At 43.4% G+C, this 3,948-nt stretch carries 3 protein-coding genes; 1 reads left to right on the top strand and 2 read right to left on the bottom strand.

Annotated features, from left to right (window positions below):
- Both AC2VE5_RS24555 and AC2VE5_RS24550 read right to left on the bottom strand, forming a co-directional pair.
- Positions 1-368: IS6 family transposase (locus tag AC2VE5_RS24555; protein ID WP_486890233.1), on the bottom strand; the 368-nt coding region annotated here is incomplete at its 3' end.
- Positions 369-411: 43 nt separating this feature from the next.
- Positions 412-624, bottom strand: a complete 213-nt coding sequence (locus tag AC2VE5_RS24550; RefSeq protein ID WP_486890232.1) for a site-specific integrase — start codon at positions 622-624, stop codon at positions 412-414.
- A 193-nt stretch (positions 625-817) separates the two neighbouring features.
- On the opposite strand from AC2VE5_RS24550, the gene AC2VE5_RS24545 reads away from it, so the two are divergent.
- Positions 818-3,796 carry a Tn3 family transposase gene (locus AC2VE5_RS24545; protein WP_486890234.1) on the top strand — a complete coding sequence of 993 codons (2,979 nt, stop codon included), beginning with the start codon at positions 818-820 and terminating at the stop codon, positions 3,794-3,796.
- Positions 3,797-3,948: the final 152 nt, after the last annotated feature.

Genomic DNA, 3,948 nt, shown 5'->3' with positions numbered 1-3,948 from the left:
GTCTTACGGAAAAATCGTTTCACTGCCTTCGCATCCCGCTTCGCACTCAGGAGAAAGTCTAGGTTATTCCCCACTGAATCAACGGCTCGGTATAGATATTTCTGCTTTCCCTTGACAAAGATATAGTTTTCATCCACCCGCCACGAGTCATTAGTAGGCTTTAAATGCGGTCGGCATCGCTTATCTATTTCTGGACTATATTCTTGTACCCAACGGAACACCGTTGTATGATGTACTTCTAATCCCCGCTCGTTGACCATCTCTACTACTTGTCGATAGGAAAGCGGATAACTGAGATACCAGCGCACACACAAAAGGATAATTTCAGAATGGTAGTGCCGCCACTTAAATGGGGAAGATGGATTCATTAAGGACAAGCAAAAAGATTTTCTCTAGCAGAAGTCTTTCATCCTACCATTTTTTTGCAACACAACCAAAAGATTTTTGAATTTCTTGTCCTTCAGAGGAGGATTCCTCCCACCAAGCTATAAACTGGCGAAGATCGCTAAGGTAGTTACGAATAGTAACCAGGCTGACATCCGCCACTGAGCCTAAATAGGATTCATACTGTGCTAAAGTTTGCTCTCCCGATTTTGAGATTGCTGGGATACTGTTACGCTTCATGGCACATTACACCCCCCCAATTTTTAGTTAAGATAGCCTAACGGCACTTGTAAAGACATTAGCAGACATGATATTTCGGGGATATTAAGAACATTAGCAGACATTTGTACCCCTAAAACTGGATAGTAATATCTGCTAATATTACTTAGCAGACATTTTGGCATCCTGACCAAAAGCCTAAAAGGACAAGCCAATTACTGTTATTGAACGTACCGCTTACCCTCAATTCAAGCAGCAACCTAGCGAGAAAGAATTAGCCGAACTTTATACTCCGACCCCAGAGGAACTTAAGTTTATCAATGCCAAGTCCCACGGCTCAAATGGACGACTGAGTTTATTAGTGATGCTAAAAACCTTCCAACGGCTCGGTTATTTTCCTCATCTAGAGTTTGTGCCACTTTTAATCATCAACCACCTCCGCTCTGGCTTGAAATTGAGTAATAAGGTTTCAGCAATTCCTTCTCTACGTTCCCGTCGTCGCTATATGTCAGTCATTCGCACCTACTTGGGTGTTCAGCCCTATGACAATGCAGCACAACAGTTAGTAACACAAGCTATTGCTGTAGCGGCAATAGTAAAGGATCATCCAGCAGATTTAATCAATGTGGCGATTGAGGAATTGGTAAAAGAACGTTATGAGCTGCCAGCTTTCAGCACTATCAACCGATTGGCTGCCAATATCCGCTCTATTGCCAATACTCGTCTGTTTCAACAAGTAGGAGCTAGATTATCCCAAACTGAACAAGGCTATTTAGACGGGCTGCTATTGAGAGACTCACACCAGTCAGTAGCTACCTTGAAGTTATTGAAATCTCCATCCAAAAGCGCCACACTGTCACATATGCAGGAACTCTTGGCTAAATTTGACCAATTGATGTCTTTTGGAGATGCCGAGCGATTACTTTCAGGCATTGCTAAGAGTAAAGTCAAGTCCTTTGCCGCACAAGCTAAAGCATTGGACATATCTGAGTTTCAAGATATCAAGCAGAGCAAACGCCGGACTTTACTTTTGTGCTTGCTATACCAGGCTCAGGTTAAAACACGAGATCATCTAGTAGAAATGTTTCTCAAGCGTCTCCAAACTATTCACACCAAAGCTAAAGCTAAATTGGTCGAGTTGAGAGAGAAGCACTTAACTCAAACTGAGGCTCTGCTAGAAGTTCTGGCGCAAATACTGGTCGTTTCTAATCATAGCCTTAACGACACTGCTTTAGGACAGCAAGTGCAATCTGTTCTTACTTGTCATGGAGGTTCAGAACTACTGCTATTGCAGTGCGAGGAGATCGCTGCTTATAACAGCGACAATTACTTTCCCCTGTTATGGCAGTTTTATTCTCGCTACCGCAAGCTGCTATTTGGCTTGTTGCGGTCACTGGATATTCGTTCTACAACTCAAGACCAGTCGTTGATAGCAGCCTTAACTTTTGTGCTTGAGCAAGAGCATCGACGCGGTAAGTGGTTATCTGCTGGAGTTGATTTGAGCTTTATTAGTGACAAATGGCGACGATTAGTCGTTTTTACGACTGGTAAAACTGAAGTATTGGTTCGCCAGCAACTAGAGATTTGTATATTTACTTATTTAGCAATGGAGTTAAAAACCGGGGATGCTTGTGTAGAAGGGTCAGAAAACTATGCAGATTTCCGTCAGGAGCTACTCTCTTGGGACGAGTGTGAACCAATGATGGCAGGCTATTGTCACGAACTTGGTATGCCTTCAAACTCCCTTGAATTTGTTGAGCATTTGCAATGCTTGCTCACCCAAACGGCAGAGAAAGTAGACCAAATCTGTTCTGATGGCAAACAAGTTACTATTAGCCCCGATGGTGAACCTGTGCTTAAACGCATCCCCGCTCAAGAAAAGCCTGACGGAGCAGCAGCGCTAGAAGCCTCCATCTTGCAGCGTCTACCAGAACGTAGTGTCCTCGATATCCTTTGTAATGTAGAGCATTGGTTGAAGTGGACGCGACATTTTGGTCCGTTGTCTGGTTCCGAACCAAAAATAGAAAAGCCAATGGAGCGATACATTTTCACGACTTTTGGCTACGGCTGTAACTTAGGACCGAACCAAACGGCTCGTCATACTAGAGGAGTGGTGACGAGCCATATGCTTTCCTATATCAACCGCCGTCATATTACAGCCGAGAACCTACAAGCTGCTAGTCGAGATATGATTAATGCTTACAATCGTCTTCATTTGCCTAAGTGCTGGGGTAGTGGGAAAAGAGCCGCAGCCGACGGCAGCAAATTTGAGATTTATGAAAATAACCTCATGTCGGAGTATCACATCCGTTATGGCGGTTACGGTGGTATTGCTTATCACCATGTTTCAGACAAATACATTGCTTTATTTACACATTTCATTACCTGTGGTGTTTGGGAAGCGGTGTATATTTTGGATGGGTTACTAAAGAACACTTCAGATATTCAGCCCGATATTCTACACGCAGATACTCAAGGACAGTCTGCACCTGTGTTTGCGCTATCGTACCTATTGGGAATTAAATTAATGCCACGCATTCGTAACTGGCAGGACTTGAGCTTCTTCCGCCCTACGAAGGAAGCGGTGTACAAATACATTGACCCCTTATTTAAAGACGTAGTGGACTGGAAGCTGATTCAAACCCACTGGCAAGACTTAATGAGAGTAGTGTTATCAATTAAGGCGGGTAAACTCATGCCTTCGACAATACTTCGTAAGCTAGGAAGCTATAGCCGTAAGAACCGCCTTTATCAAGCTTTTCGAGAACTGGGGCAGGTAGTACGAACGATTTTTCTCCTAGAATATATCTCAGACCGAGGACTGCGGCAGCAGGTCACTGCCTGCACTAATATTGTCGAGGGTTATCACCGTTTCTTAGATTGGTTATTCATCGGCAAAGACGGAATCGTTACGGAAAATGACCCAATCGAACAGGAAAAGCGAGTTAATTATCTTGATTTGGTCGCAAGTGCGGTCATTCTCCAAAATGCTTTTGATATGTCAAAGGCAATTCAGGCTTTGAGCTTAGAAGGATACTCAATTAACCAAAAAGAAGTTGCCACTTTAAGCCCTTACATCACTAGACACATCAAACGATACGGAGATTATGTAATGGATTTATATAACATTCCACAGCCTTTAGAAGGAGCAATTCTTCTCCCTATTGAAATATCCGAAAGCTATATTCAGTAGAGCTTTTCAACGAAGTGGCACTTTTGAGAAGGTCGAGGGGAGCATTGCTACTCCACCCCTCCTATCCGCAACCGTGCTTGTAACTTTCACTACACACGGCTACTCAATGTGTTTCCCTTTTGTCAGTACGGAACTTCAAGCTACCATCATTG

The sequence above is a fragment of the Aliterella sp. E5.1 genome (assembly GCF_057473825.1).
This window is presented reverse-complemented; position numbering and strand designations above follow the sequence as displayed.

What these genes read in the sequence shown, in the direction of transcription:
- AC2VE5_RS24550 (WP_486890232.1), bottom strand. Translation starts at nt 624, where the DNA reads ATGAAGCGTAACAGTATCCCAGCAATCTCAAAATCGGGAGAGCAAACT.